Origin of the sequence: Rhodohalobacter halophilus, from assembly GCF_001715195.1 — a bacterium.
In the GTDB taxonomy this organism is placed as follows: Bacteria; Bacteroidota; Rhodothermia; order Balneolales; family Balneolaceae; genus Rhodohalobacter; species Rhodohalobacter halophilus.
Genome location: NZ_MDWE01000045.1, coordinates 23,949 through 47,443, shown reverse-complemented (window position 1 = coordinate 47,443; position 23,495 = coordinate 23,949). Strand labels below are relative to the sequence as shown.

22 protein-coding genes are annotated in these 23,495 nt (G+C 44.5%); 6 read left to right on the top strand and 16 right to left on the bottom strand.

Going from position 1 to position 23,495, the window contains the following annotated elements; translation table 11 throughout:
• The first annotated feature begins 26 nt into the window (after positions 1-26).
• Positions 27-890, top strand: coding sequence for a twin-arginine translocase subunit TatC (tatC, locus tag BG260_RS12075; RefSeq protein WP_245683963.1), 864 nt, complete (start codon positions 27-29; stop codon positions 888-890).
• Between the two features lie 104 nt (positions 891-994).
• On the top strand, positions 995-1,534 hold the full coding sequence (locus tag BG260_RS12070) for an FKBP-type peptidyl-prolyl cis-trans isomerase (RefSeq protein WP_069133041.1): 540 nt from the start codon (positions 995-997) through the stop codon (positions 1,532-1,534).
• A 57-nt stretch (positions 1,535-1,591) separates the two neighbouring features.
• On the opposite strand, the gene alr is transcribed toward BG260_RS12070, so the two are convergent.
• Both alr and BG260_RS12060 read right to left on the bottom strand, forming a co-directional pair.
• On the bottom strand, positions 1,592-2,635 hold the full coding sequence (gene alr, locus BG260_RS12065; protein ID WP_069133039.1) for an alanine racemase: 1,044 nt from the start codon (positions 2,633-2,635) through the stop codon (positions 1,592-1,594).
• A gap of 23 nt (positions 2,636-2,658) precedes the next feature.
• The gene (locus BG260_RS12060) at positions 2,659-4,266 is read right to left on the bottom strand and encodes a phytoene desaturase family protein (RefSeq protein WP_069133037.1); all 1,608 of its coding nucleotides are present in this window, start codon (positions 4,264-4,266) and stop codon (positions 2,659-2,661) included.
• A gap of 112 nt (positions 4,267-4,378) precedes the next feature.
• Here BG260_RS12060 and sppA point away from each other — a divergent pair, with 112 nt between their 5' ends.
• A complete protein-coding gene (sppA, locus tag BG260_RS12055) occupies positions 4,379-6,163 on the top strand; it encodes a signal peptide peptidase SppA (protein WP_069133035.1) in 1,785 nt (594 codons plus the stop codon).
• Positions 6,164-6,310: 147 nt separating this feature from the next.
• Positions 6,311-7,156 carry an MBL fold metallo-hydrolase gene (locus tag BG260_RS12050; RefSeq protein WP_069133033.1) on the top strand — a complete coding sequence of 282 codons (846 nt, stop codon included), beginning with the start codon at positions 6,311-6,313 and terminating at the stop codon, positions 7,154-7,156.
• Between the two features lie 298 nt (positions 7,157-7,454).
• Here the strand turns inward: BG260_RS12050 and rho are convergent, their stop codons facing one another.
• The 10 genes from rho to BG260_RS12000 form a co-directional block, all read right to left on the bottom strand.
• On the bottom strand, positions 7,455-8,990 hold the full coding sequence (rho, locus tag BG260_RS12045; RefSeq protein ID WP_176719491.1) for a transcription termination factor Rho: 1,536 nt from the start codon (positions 8,988-8,990) through the stop codon (positions 7,455-7,457).
• Between the two features lie 108 nt (positions 8,991-9,098).
• Positions 9,099-10,385, bottom strand: a complete 1,287-nt coding sequence (locus BG260_RS12040) for a bifunctional folylpolyglutamate synthase/dihydrofolate synthase (protein ID WP_083750296.1) — start codon at positions 10,383-10,385, stop codon at positions 9,099-9,101.
• Positions 10,382-11,248, bottom strand: coding sequence for an aminotransferase class IV (locus BG260_RS12035; RefSeq protein ID WP_069133031.1), 867 nt, complete (start codon positions 11,246-11,248; stop codon positions 10,382-10,384). The genes BG260_RS12040 and BG260_RS12035 overlap by 4 nt, the downstream gene beginning before the upstream one ends.
• Positions 11,241-11,774: a TlpA family protein disulfide reductase gene (locus tag BG260_RS12030; RefSeq protein WP_069133029.1), complete on the bottom strand. Its 534-nt coding sequence runs from the start codon at positions 11,772-11,774 to the stop codon at positions 11,241-11,243. The genes BG260_RS12035 and BG260_RS12030 overlap by 8 nt, the downstream gene beginning before the upstream one ends.
• A 135-nt stretch (positions 11,775-11,909) precedes the next feature.
• Positions 11,910-13,460, bottom strand: a complete 1,551-nt coding sequence (locus BG260_RS12025; RefSeq protein WP_069133027.1) for an MFS transporter — start codon at positions 13,458-13,460, stop codon at positions 11,910-11,912.
• A 34-nt stretch (positions 13,461-13,494) separates the two neighbouring features.
• Complete coding sequence (locus BG260_RS12020; RefSeq protein WP_069133025.1) at positions 13,495-14,862, bottom strand: alpha-amylase family glycosyl hydrolase; 1,368 nt, start codon at positions 14,860-14,862, stop codon at positions 13,495-13,497.
• Between the two features lie 145 nt (positions 14,863-15,007).
• Complete coding sequence (locus BG260_RS12015; RefSeq protein WP_141691597.1) at positions 15,008-15,478, bottom strand: hypothetical protein; 471 nt, start codon at positions 15,476-15,478, stop codon at positions 15,008-15,010.
• A gap of 8 nt (positions 15,479-15,486) precedes the next feature.
• Positions 15,487-15,939, bottom strand: a complete 453-nt coding sequence (locus BG260_RS12010; RefSeq protein WP_141691596.1) for a hypothetical protein — start codon at positions 15,937-15,939, stop codon at positions 15,487-15,489.
• 11 nt (positions 15,940-15,950) lie between these two features.
• Positions 15,951-16,466, bottom strand: a complete 516-nt coding sequence (locus tag BG260_RS12005) for an RNA polymerase sigma factor (RefSeq protein ID WP_069133019.1) — start codon at positions 16,464-16,466, stop codon at positions 15,951-15,953.
• A gap of 35 nt (positions 16,467-16,501) precedes the next feature.
• The gene (locus tag BG260_RS12000; protein ID WP_069133017.1) at positions 16,502-17,185 is read right to left on the bottom strand and encodes a hypothetical protein; all 684 of its coding nucleotides are present in this window, start codon (positions 17,183-17,185) and stop codon (positions 16,502-16,504) included.
• A 192-nt stretch (positions 17,186-17,377) separates the two neighbouring features.
• Between BG260_RS12000 and BG260_RS11995 the strand changes: the two genes are divergently transcribed.
• Both BG260_RS11995 and BG260_RS11990 read left to right on the top strand, forming a co-directional pair.
• Positions 17,378-18,838 (top strand): phytoene desaturase family protein, encoded by a 1,461-nt coding sequence (locus tag BG260_RS11995; RefSeq protein ID WP_069133015.1) that lies wholly within the window; start codon positions 17,378-17,380, stop codon positions 18,836-18,838.
• Complete coding sequence (locus BG260_RS11990) at positions 18,835-20,547, top strand: ABC transporter permease (RefSeq protein ID WP_069133013.1); 1,713 nt, start codon at positions 18,835-18,837, stop codon at positions 20,545-20,547. Before BG260_RS11995 ends, BG260_RS11990 begins: the two co-directional genes overlap by 4 nt.
• 5 nt (positions 20,548-20,552) lie before the next feature.
• On the opposite strand, the gene BG260_RS11985 is transcribed toward BG260_RS11990, so the two are convergent.
• The 4 genes from BG260_RS11985 to BG260_RS11970 all read right to left on the bottom strand — a co-directional run bounded on the left by BG260_RS11985 (position 20,553) and on the right by BG260_RS11970 (position 23,390).
• On the bottom strand, positions 20,553-21,059 hold the full coding sequence (locus BG260_RS11985) for a DUF2480 family protein (protein ID WP_069133011.1): 507 nt from the start codon (positions 21,057-21,059) through the stop codon (positions 20,553-20,555).
• An 80-nt stretch (positions 21,060-21,139) separates the two neighbouring features.
• Positions 21,140-21,475, bottom strand: coding sequence for a HesB/IscA family protein (locus BG260_RS11980; RefSeq protein WP_069133009.1), 336 nt, complete (start codon positions 21,473-21,475; stop codon positions 21,140-21,142).
• A gap of 42 nt (positions 21,476-21,517) precedes the next feature.
• Entirely contained in the window at positions 21,518-22,069 is a 552-nt protein-coding gene (locus BG260_RS11975; RefSeq protein WP_069133007.1) for a NifU family protein, read from the bottom strand.
• Positions 22,070-22,145: 76 nt separating this feature from the next.
• Positions 22,146-23,390 (bottom strand): cysteine desulfurase, encoded by a 1,245-nt coding sequence (locus tag BG260_RS11970; RefSeq protein ID WP_069133005.1) that lies wholly within the window; start codon positions 23,388-23,390, stop codon positions 22,146-22,148.
• Between the last annotated feature and the right edge of the window lie 105 nt (positions 23,391-23,495).

Here is a 23,495-nt window from a genome sequence, read left to right as displayed (position 1 = left end):
AACAACAATCGGAGAAGTCTGACCGAATGAGCAACGAAAAAGGTGGTACAAAGCGAAATATCATGGGTAAAATACTGCCCAAAGCCAAACCACCCAAAGAGGATCCAACCGCAAGCATGTCGTTTCTGGATCACCTTGAGGAACTTCGCTGGAGAATTCTCAAGGGACTTGTCGGCGTTTTGGCCGGTGTAATTATCGCTTTCTACTTTCGCGATTTTATCATCACTCAGCTCATTCTGGGACCTGCCCGGGCCGATTTTTTCATGTACAACATCATGCCGGTTGACGCAGTTGATCTCTCTCTGATCTCACGCCGGCTTCCCGGGCAGTTTTTCACCTATTGGGGCACGCTTATCCTTACGGGGGGAATCATCGGGTCTCCCCTGTTTATCTATCAGATGTGGTCGTTTGTGGAACCGGCTCTCGAAACCGGCGAGAAGATCAAAACATTTTTGAACGCAATGTTCATCACCTTTTTCTTTTTAGTGGGGATTATGTTCGGATATTTTATTCTGGTCCCATTTGCCGTTCAGTTCTTTACCCAGTTTATCATTGACAGCGTGATCAGTAACGAATTCGACATCAACGAATATTTTACATCCGTTGCCATGTGGACTCTGGCATGCGGTGTAATTTTTCAGATACCGGTGGTGAGTTACTACCTCTCCAAAGTCGGGCTCTTAACGCCTGAAATTATGAAAACCTACAGGCGTCATGCCATTATTGCAGTGATGATCGTTGCCGCTTTTTTAACGCCACCGGATCCTGTTTCACAACTAATGATTGCCATTCCACTTCTGTTTCTCTATCAGTTCGCCATCTTTTTAAGTAAAATCGCAAATAAACAGCGCAAGCGTGCGTTAGAAAAAGCGTTTGGCGAATCTGACTGATCTACAGAGTAAATCTTTGAAAGATGAAGTTTAATGATTCCCGAAATACCGTTACCTTTGCACGTGATTGAAATTTAATCTAATTCAGAAATCAGGTTTTATACATGAAATTAACCCCATTAAAAATCGCAATCGGATCAGTTCTACTCTTTTTTTCCATCGCATCCTGCGATAATGATGATCCGTTCTACATTCCGCCACCTGACTTCTCTACCGTTCCTGCTGCTTACGATTACGAAGGGCTGGAAGCTGTTGAAATTGAAGAGGGAATTACTGCTTATATTCATGAAGAGGGCGACGGTGTTGGAACCGTAACAGTTAGGGATGATATCCTTCTCTTTATTACCCTAAGAACTCTTGAGGGCGATATTATTTACAGTACCTACAACGATTCCAGTGTTGAACCCACAACAGTACGTATAAGCAATATTCAGCTAAACCCCAGTGTGTTTCGCTATAACATACAGTTGGCATATACATACGGTTTGAGACAAGGGGTAATTGGGATGAAAGAAGGTGAAAGGCGCACACTGATTGTACAACCTGAACAGGGCTTTGCTGATTTACCCAACGGTACTGCCAATGAAGATTACAAAAACTCTGTTCTTCAATACGACCTGATTGTTCTGGATATCATTGACTAAAGTAATTGATACGATCTTAAAAAAGGAAGTGATCAGAAATCACTTCCTTTTTTTATGTCAATATTTTAGGTAGTTGCGTACAAAACGACCTTTAAGGTTGGTCAGAATTTCGTGAATATTGGTCCCTACCAACTCTGCCCAATCTGCGGCATTCAGTGCATCTCCTCCCATCAATGTAACATCCGTTTCAGGTGATAGTTTATCATCCCCCAGAAAAACCATGATATAATCCATGGTTACACTTCCCACCTGTGGATAGAGATTTCCATTGATTGCCACTTTCAATTTATTACTGAGCGATCTTGGAATTCCATCGCCATACCCAACCGGAATCGTTGCAAGGTAGCCATCCTCGGGGCATGTCCACCTCGCTCCATAACTAACCGTTTCCCCTTTCTTGATGGGCCGAACCACCCCAACCTTCGTCTCCCAGTTTAAGACCGGCTTAAGCCAGTTGTGGCGAGTTAGACCGGGATTATACCCAAGCATCCCCAAACCGATCCGAATCATATCAAAAGGCTCCAGGTCATAATTAGTAGATGCACCTGTGTTGCAGATATGTTTAATCGGAATCTCCTCAAAATGCTTGATAATATCCATAAAACGACTGTGCTGTACTCCGACAAAATCAGAGCCCGGATCATCTGCCGTAGCAAAGTGAGAGTAGATTCCGCTGCATGTCAGTCTCTGATTGAGTACCGCCTGCTGACGCACTTCTTTCGCCTGCTCCGGTGAAAATCCCAGCCGCCCCATTCCCGTATCGAAATTGAGGTGGTAATCCGTACCGTCCATCAAAATGGAAAAATGGCTGATGTGGCTCACAGTAGCCGTCAGGTTATGAGTTTGATATGCTGCTGCTGTTTCATAAGTAGGAATCCCAAAAACCAGTATAGGTTTGGTGATATTGCTCCTTCGCAATTCAATGCCCTCATCTACACTTGCCACGGCAAACCAATCAACCTGATCCTGAATATGTTTGGCAACATCTACAACACCATGGCTGTAGGCATTGCATTTTACAACAGCCAGAAACTGCTTATCTGGAACACGCTGTTTAATTGCTTCAATATTTTGTGAAATAGCGGGTAGATTTATCTCCAAATACGAGCTTGGGAAATGGTTTTTCAACGTTTAACTCCGAATAGTTTCTTTTTTGATTTCTTTAAAATAACGTGAGCTGCGTTGTATCCCGCAGCCCCAAACACACCACCGCCCGGATGGCAGGAAGCACTAGACAAAAAGAGATTTTCAATTGGTGTCTCATACCGGCTCAGTTCAGGTGTAGGCCTGAACATGAACATCTGATCAAAATTCATCTCCACATGCATCACGTTACCGCGCAGAAGTCCATGCTTCCGTTCAATATCCAGCGGGGACTGAATATACCAATCTATCAGCTTTCCTTTCATGTTTGGGGCATATTTTTCAACAACTCCATAAATTTTTTCAGCTTCCCGTTCTCGAATATTATCCCATTTTTCACCGTTTGACAATTCGTATGGATGCCATTGAGCCCAGGCAAAGAGCGTGTGCTTTCCGTCTTTGGCCACTTCAGGATCAATTTTTGAAAACGTCATTGCCAGCACGGCAGGATCCTCAGGCGGCAAACCTTTTGTGTAATCTCCAATAGCCCGGTTCATGTAGTCTACCGATGGAGCCAACAACTGCATACCGTTGTGAATAATCGGGTCATCAGGTGCAGCACTATACTGAGGAAGCTCTTCTACAGCGCAACGAATCACCATTCCAAAACCATTACCCACCTGAATATTTTCCACCTTTTTGAAGAGTGAATCATCCAGGTGCTCTCGTCCAACCAGTTTCAGCATAGTTGTTTGAACGTGAGCGTTCGATACAATCAGATCTGCTTTGTAATAGTCTCCCGATTCCGTAAAAGCACCTACCGCCTTACCGTTCTGAATATCGATTTTTTGCACCGGACTGTTTGCAATTACCTCTCCTCCATGAGCTTCAATCAACTTTTTCATTGCCTGCGTGAGCATTCCGCTTCCACCCTTCGGGTGCTTCGCTCCACTTTCGTGCAGCATCGACTGCCAACCAACAAAATCACCCGTCGCCGACTGATCCGGCAGCGGCCCCGACTGTGCAGCAAACCAAATTAATGCTGCCTTTAAGTGGGGGTTCTCAAAAGCTTTATCGACCACACTTCCATAGCTGCCTAAAATTTTCTGCAACCCATCGATCTGCTCCCCTTTTTTAAACATAGAGCCATCCCGAACTTGACCTTTTGCCATCTCCATAAAGATATTTTTACCGGTGGGTGGCACCATAAACGCCTTCAAAACACCTTTGTTGATGCGCCCCCAAAATTCGATAAATTCCCGGTAGTTCTCCACGTCTTCCGGTGCCACTTGGGCAATCGAGTCCAATGTCTTTTCCAGGTCTTTATGAAAGTGGATTACTCCTTTGCCCTCAGGCACAGGATAACTCATAAACGGATCCATCTCGATGTACTCAAGTCCATAGTCGGTCAGTTCCAGCTCCTCCAAAATTCCGGTTTGATGAATCATAATATGCACAGACGATCCTACGTCCATCCGGAATCCATTTGGATTTTCCTCCGACTGAAACATCGTTTCCGTACAAACCGCTCCGCCAACAGTGTCCCTGCGTTCTAAAACCCCTACTCTGTAGCCGGCTTTTGCCAGGTAGCAGCCGGTAACCAGCCCATTATGACCTGAACCAATAATTAATGCATCAAAATCTTTCATATTTCGTAGGAGTTTAGCGTGGAATGAATTTTTAGATTTAGTAAGTTCACCCAACAACAGATGGATTGTCCTCATTCATGTAATTTAAAAATAATAAGTAAACCGTCAGATAATGCAATTTTTTAAAACTTTTCTCGCCTCAATTTTAGGCACGATTCTCGGAGTACTCATCCTGGTCTTGATTCTCTTTGCAACGTTGATCAGCAGTTCTTCCGAACCGGAACCCTACATCCGTTCAAATACTGTTCTCACCATGGATATAAAAGGAAATATTCCTGCCAGAGTATCTGATGATCCGATTGAGGAGCTGTTTAATCCGGGTGCTAAAAACAGAATGTCGCTGCAAAATTTGAAGTCAAATCTCAAAAAAGCTGCGACCGATGACAAAATTGAAGCTGTTTGGGTAAAAACAAATCAGGTTGTGGCTTCCTGGGCAAATCTGGAAACCGCCTACAAATATTTTGAAGAGTATAAAGAGAGTGGAAAACCACTCTACTTTAGCACGGACGATATTGGCATGAATGAAAAAGCTTACTTTCTGGCAACACTGGCCGACAGTATTTTCTCACCGCCATCCACAAATTTTGAGTTCGATGGTTTTGTTGGTCAATTTAGCTTCTACACAAAAATGCTGGATAAAATCGGTATCGAACCGGAAATTTTCCGTGTAGGAAAATACAAGTCAGCCGTTGAACCTTACATCAACGAATCGGCCTCACCGGAGAGCATTCAGCAGAGCAGAGAGATATTGGACTCCGCAACCAATACGTTTGTTGAAGCTGTGGTAAAACGTACCGGAAAGTCTTTTGATGAAGTGAATGAGCTTCTGAACTCCCCTCCCGTCGATCGATTAAATTTTGCATTGGAGAACGGTTTAATTGATGCCTTTGCGTTTGATGATGAGGTCGAAACAATCATTAAACAACGGCTTGAAATTGATGAGGATGATGACCTGAAAACGGTTGCTTTTGCCAGATACTCTCGTGTAACACCGAAAAGTGCCGGCCTGGATCAACCCGATACCTCCGACAAAGTTGCCATTATTTACTCCAGTGGGATGATTCTCCCGGACCTTTCAGACTCTCCGTTTGGTTCAGCAGGCATCACCCCTAAGAAGCTTAAAAAACAGATTGAGAGTGTTGTTGAGGATGATAATGTGAAAGCGATTGTTGTACACATCGACAGCCCCGGAGGATCTGCAACCAGTTCTGATCTGCTATGGCACTATATTAAATCAGCATCTGATGAGAAACCGGTGGTTGCATCCATGGGAACAGTTGCGGCATCAGGCGGATATTACATGGCCATGGGGGCCGATCGAGTGCTGGCCGGCCAGAATACCATTACGGGATCTATCGGAATTTTCAACCTGCTGTTCAATGCTGAAGAGCTGATCTCAGACAAAATAGGAATTGAGTATGAGACAATTAAAACTCACGAATATGCCGATCTTCTAAATCTTACCCGACCATTCACTCCGGCTGAACGGCGAATTATTCAGCAAAACGTTGAAAACGGCTATGAAACGTTCTTGAACCGGGTTGCTAATGCACGTGGAATGACCCGGGATGAGGTTCACGAAGTGGCGCAGGGACGTGTATACACCGGCGTGGCAGCACTTGATGCCGGACTTGTTGATGAAGTTGGAGACCTGGACCGAGCTATTGAGATAGCTGCAGAGATGGCCGGTATTGATGAATATAAAATCGATACCTACCCAAAAGCTCAGGATCTGTTTGAGTCGCTCTTCGGGTCAGCCAACGCCAAAATGCACGCCATGTTAACTTCCTGGATGCCCGATAATATCCTTGAAGAGACACAAACAATTCAACAGTTATTGAATCAGCCAAGTGGTCACAACTGGGCAATGTTGCCAATTCGAATTGATGTGCAATAAGTTATAATCCAACGGATTTTATCGCAATATTCTGACAACCCGTCATTTCTATATTTTACGATTGTCACTATCTTGACGATCAGTTTTAACACAGAGTGCTTTCGGTTTCAAAAACTGGAGCACTCTATTTTTTTATATTTATTCATCATGATAAAAGAGACATTCACGATAGAGCAGCTAAGTGAGGGATTTTTTGAACTCTTTGAAGATGGCACCATCCAAAAAATGGATCCAAAAAGGCTTAAAAACCCGATGGAAGACCCAAACCTTGGAAAGTACTCCTCTGCCCTGGGTATCGACCCGCTTCTTATTTCAACAGGTGAACAGAATATTATCATTGATCCGGGCCTCGGCTGGGGTCTCGATCATACAAGCAAATTTGAGGACACCTCCAACGTAATAACAAATCTGAAGATTTTTGGCTTAAGGCCCGAGGATATCGACCATGTGATTCTCAGTCATCTTCACTTCGACCACGTGGCAGGATCAACCTTTGTAAACGATAGGTTTGAAACCAGGCCTACCTTTCCCAATGCAGTTTACTACGTCCATTCGGACGAATGGGACTATGCTTTAACTCAGATCGACCAGCAGCCCGAACTGATCGGTGCCGACTACCGCCTGGATGAACTTTACAAACTGGTTGCCGAAAAACGCCTCCATTTTGTTGAAGATGATGAGTATATAGTTACCCCCGGCGTAGAAATGATCAAAACCGGCGGGCACACACCCGGCCACTCCATTGTTCGGATAGAAGATTCTCAGGCAGTGTCATACTTTATGGGAGATCTGATACCTACTGAATTTCACCTGAATCGTCCCTCTCATCCTCAAACCGTTTTGGATTCAGCTCAGGTTCAACAGACAAAAAAACTGATTCTCAGAAAGGCATATCAGGAAAAAGCGACCATGTACTTCTATCACTCACTCTACAAGAAAACCGGTCAATTGTCGCTCGATGAGAAGCGAAGATATATATTGAAGGATGGGTAGAAGCCCGAACTTGTCAGCGTCTAAAAGATCTGACAACGTTCACTCGACGGTCGAGTAATCATCTACGTTATTTTCCAATTCGTTACCTCTGAGCTAGCCAAAAAACTCGTATGACGGCTGCGAGTTTTCACTTTCATAGCCTGATCTTCCTTAGAGCCGTCGGACGAGGAGGCTTGGGTCAGACGCTGAAAGAAGTTCGCTTAGCTCTCATACTTTCAGGTCTTATTATAGAGATGAGAGTACTGTAGCGTCATACCCGTCTGACCGCGGAAGCGGTCTGACGGGGTTTAAAGTTTCGCTATTTGTTCATAGAAATAAGGAATTCTTCATTGCTTCGGGTTCCCTTCATCTTGTCGAGAAGGAATTCCATCGCCTCAAAAGCGTTGTGGTTATTCAGATAGCGGCGAAGCAGTACAACTTTTTCTCTCTCCTCATCCGGTACAATGAGCTCTTCTCGCCGTGTACCACTCTTAAAAATATCAATTGCAGGAAAAATTCTGCGTTCGGCAAGCCGGCGATCCAATACCAGCTCCATGTTACCGGTTCCTTTAAACTCCTCAAAAATCACATCGTCCATCCTCGATCCGGTGTCAACCAATGCAGTAGCGATAATAGTGAGGCTTCCGCCTCCCTCAATATTTCGTGCAGAGCTGAAAAGCTGACGAGGCGCCTTCAATGCTTCCGAATCAATACCACCTGTCATGGTTCGTCCGGAGTTGCCTGTAGCAACGTTGTAAGCGCGTCCAAGGCGGGTGATGGAGTCCATCAGAAGAAGTACATCCTGACCGCTTTCCACAAGACGTTTTGCTTTTTCAAACACAATCTCAGAAAGCCCGACGTGATTTTCCGGCTTCTCATCAAACGTGGAAGCAACAACTTCCGCGTTTTCTACGGTGCGCTCCATCTCTGTCACCTCTTCGGGACGTTCATCTACCAGAAGAATAATGACTTTGGTGTCGGGATGATTTCGGTTAACCGCATTGGCAATATTTCTCAAAATGGTAGTCTTACCCGTTTTAGGCTGGGCTACAATCAAACCACGCTGGCCTTTACCAATAGGGGCAAAAAGATCAATCAGTCGTGTTGTGTATTCCGACGGGTTGTTCTCAAGTTTAAATCTCATATCAGGATAGACCGGCAGCAGATCCTCAAAATCACCGCGATTATCCATATCCGTTGGAATTTTTCCATTCACTCCCTCAACCCGTAAAAGAGCAAAATAGCGCTCTCCCACCTTAGGAGGACGAATTATTCCAATCACACAATCCCCCTGTTTCAGGCGAAAACGCTTAATTTGAGAGGGAGATACATAAATATCGTCTGGACTCGCCTTATAGTTGTAGTTGACTGATCGTAAAAAACCATATCCGTCAGGCAAAATTTCAAGAGTTCCCTCATTCAACAAAAATTTACCCAGCTGTGGGGTAATTTCATCGAGCCGCTCCTGAAGAGTCGGTGCATCCGATTCGGGCAGCACATTGCTTACATGCTTTTTGTTCTGAGGTTTTTTCTTTCTTCGGCCACCATGCTGCTGATTATCTCTTTTTGATCGCCCTTTATTTGCATCCTGATCATAGGTCTGAATATGTGCCTTACTTCCATATGAGGCACTTTGCACTGGCTGTTCAGATTTTGCCTGATCCTGTTTTTGGGCCGGCCGGTTACTTCCGGTAGAGACCTCTTTTCGGATTCGATCAATAATGGCCTGCTTTTTAAGTGCAGATACACCACGAATTCCGATCGATTTGGCAATTTCCTTCAGATCCTTAACTGTTTTCGAATGTAGAGAATCCAGGTCGATGTGACGATTCTTATCGGTTTGACTGTCCGACATAATGAGATTTTAATTCTTGTGAAATTTCATTTGGAGTAGCGCTCAACGTAGTAGCTGATATACGCAAAGAGGGATTTGTAGTTCTGCTTAGAGCGGAAAGATTATTTTTTAGTCGGCTTCTGTTCCCATCCAGTGCCTTACAGTATTGTAAAAGTAAAAACTTCCGCTAAAAATTACTAATTCTCTTTTCAGAGTCTCCGATGATAAGAAATCTCCGATACTGTTTTGATGTAAAGTTTTTGCATGAGGAAAAAATTCCTTCATTTGTTGAAGTTTTGCAGCACGATCTCCCTCCTGTTCAAACAGATAGATTTTTTTGAATGGCATCCACTGACCTGCAACTTCCGGAGATAGTTTATCCTTCATAAAACTGAGAACTATATTCCACTTATCCGGATGGTCGATTCTCTTCAACTCTTCCACCAAAATTTCAACAGCTTCCGCATTGTGTGCGCCATCAAAATACCAATTTTGATCGGTTTTCAATTTTTCGAAATGAGCATGGTGAGCAAATCTGTCCTTCATCTGTTCAACACCTTCAACAAACTGCCGATCATTCACCGGAAATTTCTGTTGCAGCGCCATCACAACTAATCGGCTCATAGCAATATTCACCCGGTCGATCGCTTTTCTTCCTTCTGCGGATATTTCAAGTTTTTGAGCACCATCAGAAAGAACAAACTGACCTCCCTCTAACTTTGGCTTTATTTGTTCCGCTTTTAGAATTCGTGATGACTGACCAGAAGAGATTTTACTAATAACCCTTAACGCCTCATCCTTTAAAATACCTATAACAACAGGTTTTCCGGGTTTGATGATCCCCGCCTTCTCTGCAGCGATAAGTTCTATCGAATCCCCCAAAATATCGGCGTGGTCCATCCCGATAGATGTAATCACGGCAATCTCTGAATCGATCACATTGGTGGCATCCAGCTTACCGCCTAATCCGGTTTCAATTACTGCAATGTCCGCATCTTGCTCTGCAAAGTACCAGAAGGCAATTCCGGTTGTCAGCTCAAAAAATGTGAGCTTTTCTTCAACAACGTAATCCCCATGTAACTGAAAAAATTCTAGCAGGTCGTCATCCGGTATATTTTTGGCATCTATTCTGAAACGATCCCGCACATCAAGCAGATGTGGAGAGGTGTAAAGACCGGTCTTGTACCCCGCTTGTTGATAGATGGAAGCAAGCATCTGGCATGTAGTTCCTTTTCCGTTTGTGCCCGCTACGTGAATCATCGGCACCCTTTTTTCAGGATTTCCCATACGTTCACAAAACATGAGCATCCTGTCCAAACTGAAATTAGCAGCTGAGCGTCCTGAAGTGCTGAATTTGGGAACTGATAGCAGGAAGGATTCAACCTGCTCAATGGTATCAAACGATGGTGATTTCAACGTAATTTTTCTTCTTTTAATCGTTCAAAATCTGATAGAAGTTTATTACAAAATTCAGAATCTGTATCAAATTCCTGACCATCGATACTTCGCACGAATTGAATTTCTCTTACGCTATTTGTGATCCAAACAGTTTCTGCTTTATTCAATTCATCAAGCCGATACTTCCCCTCTTGAACATTCAAACCCAGTTGATCTGAAATAAATCCAATAACACAATTTCTCATCACTCCGGGCAAAATATCACAAGCCGTGTCGGGTGTAAACACGGTATTCTCTTTGATCCAGAACAGGTTTGCGATGGATGTTTCTGCGACAAAACCATCTTGTGTAAGCATCAAAGCATCATTTGCGCCATGCTGACTAGCTTCACGCCATGCCTGCCTGTAGTGGAGCATATTACTAAGCTTCAGTTCAGTGGGCCGGGAACTTGTTGGAATGACTATCGTTTTTACCGTCGCAAGACTCACCATTTCTCGTTGTGGCTTCAGCTCCGACACGGTGATCAACACGCTGTGAGCAGGATTTTCATCCACATTATACCCTGACTTTTCGTCCAGCAAAAATTGAACTCTCACCTTTGCAGATGAATCGGGTAGATCGTTTTTCTCAAGTAGTTTGAGTATCTGCTCTTTCAAATCGTTTTCAATAACCGGTGCAATTTGCCCGAAGCTTAAATAATCAATTCCGCGGTTCAGACGATCAATATGATCCCCCAGTTTGAAAAACTTTCCTGCATCTGTCCTAAACGTTTCAAAACAGCCGGTTCCGTAACGAACTGCCGAAGAGTCTGCCGGAATCCGTGCACTCTCCTTTGGCATGATATTACCATTTAGTGATACAAAAACACCCTGATTACTCATTCATCAATCGGTTCAGTTTATCATCCAGGGAAAACACATCATCCCCGACCTGGGTATCAAACAGTTTGCCATCCGGTCCGATCAGGATTTGAGACGGAACACCCGGCACCAAAAGTTCCTGGAAAAACGGTGTGCCTTCCACATAGATAAACCCTCGCTTTTCGCTGTTGATATGATTGTTGATAAGTGTTTCGTCGTCCCGGATTGCGGCTGCTAAAACAATAAGGTCCGGATGATCTCTTATATAGTCCTCAAGAAACGAGTTGACGGCGAGCGATTTGCCCGACCAGGTAGACCAAAATTGAATGATGACCGGAGAGTCACGGAAATCGGAAAGACGGATCGTCTCAGCTTCATATTGATAGGTTTGAAAAGAGAGCGTATCCAGCGGAACGTCCGATACTGCTTGCCTAAAATCTCTGGCCTGATTTTGCGTGTATCGTATGGTTCCGAAGATTATCACCAAAACCGTGAGAAACGCCAAAATGACGATAAACAGGTTGAAATATTTTGGATCGAGTCTCATGTGATGCGTAATTGAATAGGGTACGTGAGGCTTAATAATGTTCCGGCTGTAAGATATGAATGATAACCGGATAAACCATCTGATTAAGAAGAAACCCGTCAGAATTCAGATACTGACGGGTATTGAAATTTGCCTTTATGGCAAGTTTGCGGTGTCAGGATCGTCCACATCATCCACAAAATACATAGAAGCGGCTGCCACGATCATTGCAGCACCTCCAAGCATGAGGGAGTAGATCGCTTCTCCGCCAAACCAGTTACGGGTGGCAAAACCGAGTAAGCTTGCGGCCAGAATTTGGGGGATCACAATAAAGAAGTTGAAAATTCCCATATAGAGCCCCATTTTTTTGGCCGGTAGCGAACCTGCTAAAATCGCATATGGCATTGCCAAAATACTCGCCCACGCAAATCCGATTCCAAGCATGGAGATAATCAGCATGTTGGGAGACGACATAAAGTAGATCCCGATGAGACTGATTCCTCCGGCAATCAGCGCAATGGCGTGCACAATTTTTCGGCTGGTCAGCTTGGCAAGAGGTGCCAGGCCGAAGGCTACAACTGCAGCAAATCCATTGTAAACAGCAAACAGAATTCCTACCCAGTCCGCCCCCTGATTATAGAGAGCCGATGTGGTATCACTGGTTCCATAGATATGCGATGTTACCGCTGCTGTGGTATAAATCCATAGTGAAAAGAGTGCAAACCAGGAGAAAAACTGTACAACAGCCAACTGCACCATTGTTTTGGGCATATGAAGAAAATCGTGTACAACAACAACCAAACCCTGGTCTGTTTTTCCGCTCTGCTGTATGAATCCGGCCAGAAAAGAGACTACACCTAATACAGCAATCCCGACTGACACAATATAAAGTTCCGCATCGTAACCGCCGAAGTAGACACCCGCTGTTGCCACGATCCCCAGCAGGGTAAAGATGATTCCAAACGTCACCTTCTTACCGCCTTCACCCGCTTCTATCGGCACTTCCCGTTTTACCTCTTCAGCATCATCAATCTGTTCATCTTCATAAGCCTCAAAAGCTTCCAATTCTTCCGGGGAGTATTCCCGGGTTCGCGTTACCGTCCAGAGAACAGCTAACAGAAATACGGCTCCTCCAATGTAGAATGACCATTTGACGGATGGCGGAATCATACCTTCCGGAGCTGTATTTGCAATGCCAAACCAGTTAGTCATCATCCATGGCAGTGCAGACGCCACAACGGCACCTGTTCCGATAAAGAAACTCTGCATGGCAAATCCTTTGGTTCGCTGCTCGGATGGCAACATATCACCAACAAATGCACGGAACGGCTCCATCGATATGTTGATCGAAGCATCCAGAATCCAAAGCATACCGGCTGCAACCCACAAATAAGGCGAATTCGGCATAATGATCAATCCTGCAGAAGCAAAAATAGCCCCCCACAAAAAGTAAGGACGACGCCTGCCCAGCCGCGTCCATGTTCGGTCACTGAAATAACCGATGATTGGCTGGACAACCAATCCCGTAACGGGTGCTGCAATCCAAAGAATTGGGATCGCATCAATATTGGCTCCAAGTGTTTCAAATATTCGGCTTACGTTGGCGTTCTGGAGCGCAAAGCCGAACTGAATTCCAAGGAAACCAAAGCTCATATTCCATATTTCCCAAAAACTAAGTCTGGGACGAGGTTTCGGTGTAACACTCATGAATGGTAGATTTTATGATTAAGATGTCTGGTAATTATCGGGTCAAAACATAGTAGCCGTTTGCAGGTACGCTAAATTCAGCCGGCACGGTGATATCCGTTCCCCTGAATAGATCAAACCACTCTCCCTGCTCACCGGATGCAAATGAAAAACCGGTCTCTTCATCCGCAAAGTTCAAGATCACAAACACCTGATTATCCTCTTTCACACGCTTGTATGCAAAGATCTGGTCATCGTTGTCTGTATGCATTTTTTGGTAATCACCGCCGGCCCGGCCATTATGCAGAGCGGGATTATCACGCTTCAGCCGGAGCAAGGTTTTATAAAAATCTTCATACTGATAGTTGCCCCACTCAATTTCATCCTTCTCAAAAAATTCAAGCTGTTTGTTCAAGCCACTCTCCTGTCCGTTGTAAATAAGCGGCATTCCCCAAACCGTTGCAGAAAGGACGGCGAAATTTTCAAAATTGGCACCATACATATCCCGGTCACTTCCCGTCCATGAGTTCTCATCATGATTGGTGGTAAAAAACATTCGGTAATCCTGTTTTCTGAACCGCTCAAAATTCTCATTGAGTGATTCATCGAGTGCGCTCAAGCCGGCTTCTCCCGCCCCAATGCTTCGTATTGTAGATGCATAATCCCAGGCGTAACTCATATCAAATGCCTGATGCAGTTCTGGTTCTTCGGCCTCAGCAAGCATAAATACAGGCTTGATTTGATCTAACCGTTCCCGCGCAGTAATCCAAAATTCTGTTGGAACCATGTAGGCCACATCAGCACGGAAACCGTCAATTCCGTAATCGCGAACCCAATACTCCATCGCCTGAATCATCGCTTCCCACATATCGCGGTTTTCTACATCGAGCTGAATTACATCTTCCCAGTCCTCTACCGGAGGAAAGAAATTGCCATCTTCATCTGTTTCATAATACTCCGGATTGGTTTCTGTCCAAACAGCATCCCACGCGGTGTGATTGGCTACCCAATCGATGATCACTTTCATGTCATGTTCATGGGCGGAATTCACCAGGTTTTTCAGATCTTCCTTTGTTCCAAACTCCGGATTCACCTCCGTGTAGTCTACAATACTGTAGTAGCTTCCCAGCGTGCCTTTCCGGTTTACTTCACCAATCGGATGTATTGGCATAAGCCATAAAATTTCTACGCCCATCTCTTTTAAGCGAGGAATATCTTCCGTAAATGCTTCAAACGTGCCTTCAGGAGAGAACTGTCTGATGTTTACTTCGTAGATGTTGGCGTCAACCGACCACTCGGGGGGTGTGGGTTCAGCCACCTTCGCAGTAGATTCAGTCTGATCAGATGTGCAGCCAATCAGGGTAATTGTAAAGAACAGGGCTAAAAGTGATAGTAGTCTTCGATTGAGCAGATGAGTTAGCATATCGTGTTTTTTTTCAAAAATTGTCAATTAAACAGACCGGCAAACAGTCTCCGGATGATCTGTTTTATATAACAATGTAAGCGTTTACATCGAAGCAGAAAAATTGAATATGATTTTGTGTGGAATCAGCTCTTATGAGGGTGGTTTAATTTCTGTGATCTCTGTTTGCTCTGTTATACCGGACTGAATCGGGATGAAAAAATCGATCCATTCTATTCAGTTGCTGCTGATTTAGAAGGTCAGACAGATCTATTTTGAACTCATCATAATGTTCTCGAATAAATGAATCCTCAAGATCACGAATGGTTCGAACCGAGTCTCGAATATCGGTGTGGTAGGTGTGCAAAAGTGAGAAAAACTCCTCCTGTTGATTCTCCTCGAGACTTAGATATTCAATAAGGCGATTTTGTGCGCGTTCCCGCATCCGTTGTCGATGTTCTCGCCTCTCCTGTTCATTCTCGAACCGAGTGCCGTTCCTGTCTTCATTCCCGGAAAACCTTTCGCTATGGGCATACTGTTCCTTTACTAAAAGTGTATCCCGAACCAGATAGCCGGAAATGCCGCCCAGCAAAAACACTGTAATAAATGAGAGTATAACTTTTGTTTTAGTATTCATGAGCATAATCAATCAAAATATTCGTTGAGATAGAGTACATAGGTTTCGGCATCGCCCCCATCGTCGGGATAGAGTAGCTGCTCCACAGCCATTTCATTATCACCTGTATTGTCCGTTATTAAATAGAACCCCGATACAAGGGCTAACGCAGCAACAGAAGCTGCAAACGCATAACGTTTGAACCAGAAAATGGATGCCTCCGCAAAGTTCTTCAGACCATCCTCTTCCATTCGGCTGATGAGTCGATCGATTTTTGTCTGATAATCGGAAGGGTGAATATTAATCCTGTCATACGCGCTCTTCAGATCCGGTAAGGCGAGAATGTCATGATAATTCTCCAACAGGTCGGGATACCCCTGAAGCTGTTGATTAAGAGTTGATATCTCCTGCTCAGTGAGCTCACCGTCAGCAGCCCGGTTGATCATCAGTTCCAGCTTTTTCCGCTCGTTTTGTTCATTCATGTCATACAGTTTCATATCTGATCCACTCCCATTTTTTTCAATATACCTGCCAGCTCTTTACGTGCACGGAACATTCTGTTTTTAATTGTCTGTTCATTTACATCCAGTATTTCGGAAATTTCCGGATAGGTAAGTCCATCCACGGTTTTCATAATTACCACTGTTCGTAACAGTTCCGGAAGTTGAGCAATCGCCTTCCGAAGCAGCAGTATCTCTTCACGTTTATCTGCCGATTTAAACTCATCTGATTCAATTTCAAACTCATCAACCGGTATCGAGCTTTTATCGGGTTCATTTTTCTGCTTTCTGAAATGATCAATACAAAGATTTCTGGCGATGGAGTATATCCAGGTGTAAAATCCCGATTCTCCTTTAAACTTGCCGACCGATCGATACGCTTTCAGAAATGCCTCCTGTGTAATGTCTTCAGGATCAAGATCACTTCCCGCCAAATAAGCACTCATTGCACGATGGAGCCTTGGATAGAGCCTGGGTAACTCTTTTTTAAAATCATCTGTAATGCCCATCAATTCTACACCGTGCTGAGGCTTATTTTAACTTATCAGTTCTGGCGACGGTTATTCGGTCTTTGGTTCATGCGACTGTTTGGCCGATCCTGCCCTCGCCCCATAAATTGCATTAAATTTTCGTATTCCTCCACTGTTAAGATTGAACGGAGTTCCTGCATATCATCACGCATTGTGTTCATCATCTGACGGCGATCATCGGCGCTCATTGATTGAGGATTTTCAATTCTTTGAAGTTGAAGCTCTTTCCTCTGTTCCGCATGTCGATTCATCATCTCCAGTACTGCATCTCTCTTTTCACCTTCTAATCCGCTTCTGTCCACGATCTCCTTGTGACGAATAGTTGTATAACGGTGTGAGAAATTTGCGCGATCTTTCATCAGTTCATTCAGTTTACCCATCTGACTCTCAGTTAAAACTGAACGCAGAATGGATTGACTGTGCTGTGCCCGGTAATTTTCACCCTGCTGCTCTTGCTGACCACGGTTTGCTCGATTTGACTGCATGCGGGCATTGCGCATCGTTTCACGATATTCAAGCTGCTTTGCTATAATTTCAGATAGCTGATCATCTGTTATATCCAGCTGATCGCCATACATAACAACGATTTGCTGAATTCCCGGACTGCTCATCATGGAATGTTGTCCCTGCATATTTTGTGCTTGTGAGGTAATTACAAACAGACTGAGTACAATGATCACGATTCCTGTTTTTTTCATGGCTTATACCTATCGGTTAATATGAGAAGTTCATCTACTGTTTAGACGCAAGCTCAAGACAAACGTTTGATCTGCAATCTTTGATTCTATTCAATCCATATTCAGTCCAATCAGGCTCTCATTTCACTTCAGGTTTGAGTGTAGTTTGCTTACCTTTAGAGTATCTATTTAGATTGAATAAAAATTCATCCGTTGAGTTCAGCAAACCAAAAATACGACGCAGTAATAATCGGCTCCGGTCCAAATGGGTTGGCTGCAGGAATTCGTTTGTCACTGGAAGGTTTACGGGTAAAAATTATTGAAGCAGAAAAAACCGTTGGCGGCGGCATGAGAACCAAAGAGCTAATGTCCGATGGTTGTAAACACGATATCTGCTCTGCCATTCATCCAATGGCCGCTTCCTCACCGTTTTTAAAAAAGCTCCCGCTTGAAGCACACGGCCTTGAATGGATTCACCCTGATTTTGCCGCTGCGCATCCCCTGGATTGCGGGGAAGCAGCACTTTTGAGCCGAGATCTGTTCGAAACAGCTTTTCTATTAAACCAAGATGAAAATCGGTATCGATCGATTGTTGAACCGATTGTGGATCATTGGGATGGATTGACGAAGGATTTTCTGGGACCACTATCTATACCGAGAAACCCTCTGGCAATGGCATCCTTTGGTTTGAAAGGTCTACTGCCGGCTTCCATCTTTCAAAAATATTTTAAAACAGTAAAGTCGAAGGCACTCTTTGCCGGAATGGCCGCTCATAGCATTCTGCCTCTCAATTTACCGGCTACAACTGCTATCGGATTGGTTTTTTACGCAGCAGCACACACCGGCGGATGGCCTCTGCCAAAAGGTGGTTCACAGATGATAGCAAACGCTATGACATCCTATTTTGAGTTGCTTGGAGGTGAGATCGAGACCGGTCACAGAATTAAAAATCTTAACCAACTGCCCGAATCCAAGGCGGTTCTGTTTGATTTGACTCCGTTGCAGGTTGCACGAATTGCCGGGGATAAATTGCCGCCATCCTATCGAAGAAAATTGGAAGGTTTCACCTACGGTTCAGGTGTATTTAAAGTCGATTACATTCTAAAAGAACCTGTCCCTTGGAGTGACCCAAACTGTGCAAAAGCAGGAACGGTTCACTTAGGCGGCACATTTGAGGAAATTGCTGCATCTGAAAAAGAGATATCGGAAGGCGTTCACTCTGAAAATCCGTTTGTGTTGGTTGCCCAGCAGAGTCTGTTCGACGACAGCAGAACTCCTGATGACAGACACACCCTTTGGGCTTATTGCCACGTTCCAAATGGCTCAAAAAGAGATATGACTAATCAAATTGAGGATCAAATTGAGCGGTTTGCGCCCGGATTTCGGGATGTTATAGATTCCAAAGTAACCATGAATACCGCTGATTTTGAAACATACAATGAGAACTATGTAGGCGGCGATATCAATGGAGGACGCCAGGATATCTCTCAACTGTTTTCACGGCCCGTAAGCCTGATCAATCCGTATAAAATTCCATCTCAGGGACTCTACTTCTGTTCATCATCCACTCCTCCGGGTGGCGGTGTGCATGGAATGTGCGGTTACCACGCGGCCAATGCTGTATTAAAACATGAATTTGAAAAAACAAAGTCGGATTGGGCGTTTAGTATATGATTCAGAATCTGATTGAGTTGACAAAAAAAAACCGACTGTTTAACAGTAAAACCTCAAATGGCTCAGGCTCCGGATGGTGGAATATCTGGACCGTTATCATCGCTCTTCTGGTTTCAATCCCGATCGTAACCGTTGCAGCCAATATATTTATTCCAAGCGGCGATATCTGGCAACACCTTGCTTCCACTGTGCTGCCGGAGTATGTAAAAAATTCGTTTCTGCTGATGGTCGGTGTAGGAACGGGAGTTTTCATTATTGGAGTCGGTTCCGCCTGGCTGGTAACCATGTGCCGGTTTCCCGGCAGCAAATGGTTCAACTGGATGTTGATTCTCCCCATGGCTGTTCCCGCATACCTGATGGCATACACCTACACCGATTTTCTGACCTACACCGGGCCGTTACAGTCGCTGCTCAGGGATCTTACCGGATGGGGCCTCGGCGATTACTATTTCCCAAATGTTCGTTCTATAGGCGGCGCCATTATTATGATGTCATTCGTCTTTTTCCCTTATGTCTATCTGCTCACAAGGGCGGCATTTTTGGAACAGTCCTCCTCCCTCCTTGAAGCGAGCCGAAGCCTGGGAGCAACTCCTTTGCAGAGCTTCTACAAAATCGCACTGCCATTGGCACGGCCATCCATTGCCGCCGGAATGGCTCTTGCTCTGATGGAAACATTAAACGACTTCGGTACAGTTGATTATTTTGGAGTACAAACCTTTACAACAGGTATCTACCGAACGTGGTTCGGTTTAGGGGAACGAGCCGCAGCAGCCCAACTCTCCGGTTTCCTGTTACTATTTATCCTATTCCTCATCCTGATTGAACGGCTCAGCAGGAGTAAAATCAACATTCAACAAGGTGGCACCGGCCGTTTCAAACGACTCTCGGTATATAACCTGAAGGGATGGAAAGCCTGGGGTGCTACTCTATTCTGTTCACTTACGGTTTTGATTGGATTTTTTATACCCGTGGCCATTTTAACTGAAATGATGATCTCCAACTTCAGTAAGGCTGTTGATTCCCGGTTTATTCAATTTAGCATCAATACCATCATGGTTGCATCCATTGCCGGAATTTTTGCCCTGTTGGTTGCATTGATTATGGCATACGGTGTTCGTCTCAATCCGAACTACCTGACTAAAATCTCAACCAGAATCGGATCGATGGGTTATGCCATACCGGGATCTGTCATTGCAGTGGGTATACTCATTCCTTTTGGCTGGGTTGATAACAGCATTGATAGCTGGCTTCGGGAAAATGTCGGCATCTCATCAGGACTCATTCTCAGCGGCACCATATTCGCCCTCATTTTTGCTTATGTAGTGCGATTTTTAGCGGTTGCTTATAATACCGTTGAAGCGAGTCTCGGAAAAATCACCCATAACATGGATGAAGCCGCCGAAGGGATGGGGTACAGTTTTGGAAAGATTCTCCGGAAAATTCACATGCCTATGATGTCCGGCAGTCTGTTCGCCGCCATCATGCTGGTTGTGGTAGACGTAATCAAAGAGCTCCCGGCAACACTGATTGTGCGCCCATTCAACTTTGACACGCTGGCCGTACAGGTTTACAGGCTGGCATCCGACGAGAGGCTTGCAGAGTCGTCTGGCGCGGCGCTGGCCATAATTCTGGTGGGATTGGTTCCCGTCATCATATTAAGCCGCTCTATCGCCAAAACCAGAAAAATGTCGGATGACGGAAAGTCGTAAATATGCTACTTTTTCTGCCTGAAGATGGGAACATTGGAGCAAGCTTCGCCATACATCAACTTTTTAACGTAGGGCATAAGCCGTTTGGTTGCTTCCATATAAACATCTGAGCTGATGTCCATTTTGCTGCATCCTTTGAGCAGTACAAATTTATCCCGGTACTGCTCCCACTCCACATCAGATAATTTTCTGATAAGAAGCTCGTCCAAAACCTCTTCCCTGCTTCCAAATAGAATATCATCAGCATATTCATACGCGTGCTGAACCACGAGCATGTAGGCCCACTTAGGAACAATCGCATCTGTGGAGCAGTGCACCGCCAAAAATCCATCCTTGTATTGCGTCCAGTCGTGTTTTTCCAGCTGTTCTCGATACTCTTTCTCTTTCAAAATCAAGCCCTGAAACAGAAACTCCTTAATATCCAGTTCAAAAACTTTCAATCCTGCCGCAATCTTTTCCAGATCTACGGTTTCAAGTTTAGACTGTTTTACTTTGTTGACGATTTCTGACATGAATGTTAAATATTGAGTAGCAGGTGATGGAGTAGAAGTAGCAAGCAGGTACTTAATGCTTTCTACCCGCTACTAAGATTTTAAAGTGAAAATGATTCTCCGCAGGAGCAACTACGTACGGCATTTGGATTGTTAAAATGAAATCCCTGTCCATCAAGCCCGTCAGTATAATCCAGCCGTGTTCCGGCCAGATAGAGAAAACTTCTCGTATCAACTACAACTTTAATCCCGTGCTCTTCAAACTCCTTATCCTCTTTTGTGATCTCCTTTTGAGAATCAAAATCGAGATCATAAGTCAAACCGGAGCAGCCTCCGCTCACAACGGATACACGTAGAGGAGTGTTCTCAGAGATACTCTGCTCTTTACGTATCTGATGGATTCGCTCTGCGGCACGATCACTGATTGAAATGGACATGGTTTACCTGCTTTTTTATGAAAAACGTACTTCAACTAAATTCTAAACGGATATCACCTGAATTTCAGGATCGATTCGTTTCACCATGCTTTCGATGGCGTAAAGTGTTCCTGAAGTTGCCGTAGGGCATGTTCCGCATGCACCCTGATAGTGAACTTTCAGCCTGTTGCCATCGAGGCCAAGTACTTTCAATCCACCGCCATCCGCAAGCAAGTATGGCCGGACCTGTTCATCCAGCATTTGATTAATTTGTACAAGTCGCGGGTCGTCGGAATCCTGTACCTCTTTAGTCGCGTGAACCTCTTCATCTTCCGTCAGATCCATCTGAGGTTTTGCCTCTCGGATTGGAGGGGCAAGTTTACGAAGCAGTTCAGACCAAACCGCATTTCCATCCTGTGTGACAGTAATATATTTGTCCACATAGTAGACATTGATCACATGCTCAATATCAAACAGCGCTTTAGCCAGTTCATCGTGCTCAGCTTCTCCACTATTCTCAAAAGATTTGGTAACACCATTTGTGAGAGGTTCTCCCAACACAAAACGCATGGCATCGGGATTTGGCGTTCGTTCTATTTCTTTAATCTTTGGCATAACTTATCACCTTTTTTGTATTGGAAACGGTTATAAAGAGAGATTATTTAAAATTGGTTTAGATATAAATGAGACACTACTCAAAAAAACTCTTCGCATATCGGACGCCTTCAACAAGCCGGTCAACATCCTCTTCTGTGTTGTAAAAAGAGAATGAAGCTCTTGCAGTTGATGGAACATTAAAACGTTTCAAAATCGGCTGCGCACAATGGTGTCCCGTTCTCACGGCGATCCCCTGCTTGTCCAAAATAGTACCAATATCCGTTGCGTGAACTCCTTCAATTATAAATGAACAGACGGAGGCCCGTTTTTCGGAATCACCGATAAATCGTAACCCATCAATTTTTTTCAATTCCTGTACGGCGTAATCTACCAGCTGCTCTTCTCGCCGGGCGATATGATCCATTCCAATTCCGTTCAAATAGTCGATTGCAGACCCCAGCCCGATACCGGCCGAAATTGGAGGCGTTCCGGCTTCAAACCGAAATGGCGGTACATTAAATGTAGTCTCTTCAAATGAGACTTTGTCAATCATGTCGCCGCCGCCTCTGTATGGGGGCATCTGTTCGAGCAGATCCATTTTTCCGTACAGAATGCCAAACCCTGTGGGACCGCACATCTTATGTGCAGAAAATGCGAAAAAGTCGCATCCAATATCCTGCACATCGATGGCTTGATGCGGAATCGATTGTGCCCCGTCGATCAATACTACAGCATCTTGTTCATGAGCGAGTTTCGTGATCTCTTTAACCGGATTTACAGTTCCAAGAGCATTGGAGACATGAACCACAGCTACAATTTTTGTTCTGTTGCTCAGCAGGGATTTGTACGCATTCATATCCAGGTCACCGGAATCCGTTACCGGAATAATCTTGATATTGGCACCGGTACGGTCAGCAATCATCTGCCAAGGCACAATATTAGCGTGGTGCTCCATCTCGGAGAGAATAATTTCGTCTCCCTCCTTCAGAACTGAACCGCCATAGCTATTCGCTACCAGGTTGATCGAGTCGGTGGTACCGGTGGTATAGACGATTTCATTCTCAGAATCTGCATGAATAAAATCCCTGACTTTCTTTCGGGTCAATTCAAATGCATCTGTTGCTTTCTGGCTGAGCGTGTGAATACCTCGATGCACATTGGCGTGTTCGTGTCGATGGTAATCATCGATGCGCCTGGCAACCTGCAGAGGCATCTGGCTGGACGCAGCATTGTCAAGATAGACCAACGCTTTACCGTTGACCTCCTGCTCAAGAACCGGAAAATCCTTTCGGATCTTCTCAAAATCGATTTCCGGTATGTTTTTCACTGCTTGTGCCATAGTGTTTAAAGTCTTCAATCTATTTGAAGAGAATATAAATGGAGTGTGCTCAACAACTGTATTCAGATATTCAGCACACTCTCTTTCATTTTCCTCACTGCTCCC

Bases quoted from the DNA above. Each gene is read 5' to 3' on its own strand.
- BG260_RS12060 (WP_069133037.1), bottom strand. From the start codon at position 4,266: ATGAAAGATTTTGATGCATTAATTATTGGTTCAGGTCATAATGGGCTG.
- BG260_RS11975 (WP_069133007.1), bottom strand. From the start codon at position 22,069: ATGCCAAAGATTAAAGAAATAGAACGAACGCCAAATCCCGATGCCATG.
- BG260_RS12030 (WP_069133029.1), bottom strand. From the start codon at position 11,774: ATGAGACTCGATCCAAAATATTTCAACCTGTTTATCGTCATTTTGGCG.
- BG260_RS12050 (WP_069133033.1), top strand. From the start codon at position 6,311: ATGATAAAAGAGACATTCACGATAGAGCAGCTAAGTGAGGGATTTTTT.
- sppA (WP_069133035.1), top strand. From the start codon at position 4,379: ATGCAATTTTTTAAAACTTTTCTCGCCTCAATTTTAGGCACGATTCTC.
- BG260_RS12010 (WP_141691596.1), bottom strand. From the start codon at position 15,939: ATGAATGAACAAAACGAGCGGAAAAAGCTGGAACTGATGATCAACCGG.
- BG260_RS11970 (WP_069133005.1), bottom strand. From the start codon at position 23,390: ATGGCACAAGCAGTGAAAAACATACCGGAAATCGATTTTGAGAAGATC.
- BG260_RS11990 (WP_069133013.1), top strand. From the start codon at position 18,835: ATGATTCAGAATCTGATTGAGTTGACAAAAAAAAACCGACTGTTTAAC.
- BG260_RS11980 (WP_069133009.1), bottom strand. From the start codon at position 21,475: ATGTCCATTTCAATCAGTGATCGTGCCGCAGAGCGAATCCATCAGATA.
- BG260_RS12020 (WP_069133025.1), bottom strand. From the start codon at position 14,862: ATGCTAACTCATCTGCTCAATCGAAGACTACTATCACTTTTAGCCCTG.
- BG260_RS12025 (WP_069133027.1), bottom strand. From the start codon at position 13,460: ATGAGTGTTACACCGAAACCTCGTCCCAGACTTAGTTTTTGGGAAATA.
- tatC (WP_245683963.1), top strand. From the start codon at position 27: ATGAGCAACGAAAAAGGTGGTACAAAGCGAAATATCATGGGTAAAATA.
- BG260_RS12015 (WP_141691597.1), bottom strand. From the start codon at position 15,478: ATGAATACTAAAACAAAAGTTATACTCTCATTTATTACAGTGTTTTTG.
- BG260_RS11985 (WP_069133011.1), bottom strand. From the start codon at position 21,059: ATGTCAGAAATCGTCAACAAAGTAAAACAGTCTAAACTTGAAACCGTA.
- BG260_RS12035 (WP_069133031.1), bottom strand. From the start codon at position 11,248: ATGAGTAATCAGGGTGTTTTTGTATCACTAAATGGTAATATCATGCCA.
- BG260_RS12000 (WP_069133017.1), bottom strand. From the start codon at position 17,185: ATGAAAAAAACAGGAATCGTGATCATTGTACTCAGTCTGTTTGTAATT.
- rho (WP_176719491.1), bottom strand. From the start codon at position 8,990: ATGTCGGACAGTCAAACCGATAAGAATCGTCACATCGACCTGGATTCT.
- BG260_RS12005 (WP_069133019.1), bottom strand. From the start codon at position 16,466: ATGGGCATTACAGATGATTTTAAAAAAGAGTTACCCAGGCTCTATCCA.
- BG260_RS12070 (WP_069133041.1), top strand. From the start codon at position 995: ATGAAATTAACCCCATTAAAAATCGCAATCGGATCAGTTCTACTCTTT.